The organism is Streptomyces sp. NPDC058291, assembly GCF_042880855.1.
Lineage (GTDB): Bacteria > Actinomycetota > Actinomycetes > Streptomycetales > Streptomycetaceae > Streptomyces.
Map to the genome: position 1 here is coordinate 23903 of NZ_JBHVYK010000104.1, position 1959 is coordinate 25861.

Genomic DNA, 1959 nt, shown 5'->3' on the forward strand with positions numbered 1-1959 from the left:
CGCCCTCCACGTCCGCGCCGCTCGTGTCGTCGGCCTTGGTGTGCCCGGCCTCGGCGGAGGCGCCGTCAGCCGACACTGCGCTCCGCCGCCTCGACCACGTTGACGAGCAGCTGGGCACGGGTCATCGGGCCGACGCCGCCCGGGTTGGGGGAGATCCAACCCGCCACCTCACGGACGTCCGGGTGGACGTCGCCGACGATCCTGCCCTCGGCGTTGCGGGAGACGCCGACGTCCAGGACGGCCGCGCCCGGCTTCACGTCCTGAGCGCGGATCAGATGGGGGGAGCCGGCGGCGGCGACGATGACGTCGGCCCGCCTCAGGTGCGCCGACAGGTCCCGGGTGCCGGTGTGGCACTGGGTCACCGTCGCGTTCTCGCTGCGCCGGGTCAGCAGCAGCGGCATCGACCGGCCGATGGTGACGCCCCGTCCGACGACGACGACCTCCGCGCCGTTGATCTCGACGCCGTGCCGGCGCAGCAGCGTCAGCACGCCGTTGGGGGTGCAGGGCAGCGGCGCGGGCTCGTTGAGGACCAGCCGGCCGAGGTTCGTCGGGTGCAGGCCGTCGGCGTCCTTGGCCGGGTCCATGAGCTCCAGGACGCGGTTCTCGTCGATGCCCTTGGGCAGCGGGAGCTGGACGATGTAACCGGTGCAGGCGGCGTCGTCGTTCAGCTCGCGCACGACCGCCTCGATCTCCTCCTGGGTCGCCGTGGCGGGCAGCTCGCGCTGGATGGAGGCGATGCCCACCTCGGCGCAGTCGCGGTGCTTGCCGGCGACGTACTTCTGGCTGCCGGGGTCGTCGCCGACGAGGATCGTGCCGAGGCCGGGCGTGACGCCCCTCTCCCTCAGCGCCGCCACGCGGGCGGTCAGATCGGACTTGATCTCGGCTGCGGTGGCCTTGCCATCGAGAATCTGGGCGGTCATGGGCCCATCCTCCCGGATGACGGCCCCCCGGTTCCAATCCGGGTGAACCCGTACGGGGCCGCGACGCCCCCTTGACGTGCGCGGACGTGATCGATGATGTTGCACTTGCACAACGCCTGCGGAATGCCGCGGAATGCGGCTGGACAACAAACCGGCCATTGCAGAACGATTGACGTCACAGTGCCGCGGGCAGTACCGGGGGGACGAACCGCATCTGTAGAACCTTCCTCCGAGCCAGGCCGCGTCCCCGCACTCGAGTGCACACGGAGGAAGGACCGCCATGAGTTTCGGCGACCCGAACAACCCCTACGGCCCGCCGCAGGGCCAGCCGCCCGGCTATCCGCCGCAGGCCCCGCCCCAGCAGCCCGGCTACGGCTACCCCACCGCTCCCCAGGGGCAGCCCGGTTACGGCTACCCGCAGGCCCCGCCGGTCCCCCAGGGGTACGGCTACGGCGTCCCGCAGGAGATGCCGGGCCTGGTCAAGACCGCCCGGGTGCTGCTCTTCATCATCGCCGGCTTCCAGTTCCTGGCCGGCGTGATCATCGGCATCGCGGCCGGCGCCGCGCAGGACGCGTCCAACGCGTTCGGCTCCGGCGACGACAGCAGCATGGCGACCGGCCTCATCATCGCGCTCGCGCTGCTGATGCTGGTGCTGGGCAGCCTGTCGATCTTCCTGGGCGTCAAGTTCAAGACCGGCGGCGGCGGCATCCGCGTCACCACGATCGTCTACTCCTCGCTGATGATCCTGGGCAGCCTCGCCAACATCGTGAACGGCGGCGGCGGTTCGGCCACCTTCGGCGGCGTCGTCTCGCTCGCCTTCGGCGGCATCATCCTGTCCGCCATGATCAGCGGCGGCGCCTGGTTCAACCGTCCGCGGTACTGATCGCGAAAGCTCCGCCGATCGCGTGGGACCCGGAGGCGCGATGAGCCGGTCGGAAATCGCCGGAAGGGCGCCATCTCGCCCGTCCTCGCCGGGGCCGTGCCACACCGTGACACGGCCCCGCACGGCGGAAGGCGGGCGGTCCGGTGACGTCACCGG

At 71.5% G+C, this 1959-nt stretch carries 2 protein-coding genes; one reads left to right on the forward strand and one right to left on the reverse strand.

Translation table 11 applies throughout. From position 1 onward, the window contains the following. Nucleotides 1-65: 65 nt before the first annotated feature. Nucleotides 66-920, reverse strand: a complete 855-nt coding sequence (locus tag ACFVYK_RS33560) for a bifunctional methylenetetrahydrofolate dehydrogenase/methenyltetrahydrofolate cyclohydrolase (RefSeq protein WP_389780505.1) — start codon at nt 918-920, stop codon at nt 66-68. Nucleotides 921-1200: 280 nt separating this feature from the next. Here ACFVYK_RS33560 and ACFVYK_RS33565 point away from each other — a divergent pair, with 280 nt between their 5' ends. Continuing rightward, on the forward strand, nt 1201-1803 hold the full coding sequence (locus tag ACFVYK_RS33565; RefSeq protein WP_389780506.1) for a hypothetical protein: 603 nt from the start codon (nt 1201-1203) through the stop codon (nt 1801-1803). The last annotated feature ends 156 nt before the right edge of the window (nt 1804-1959 follow it).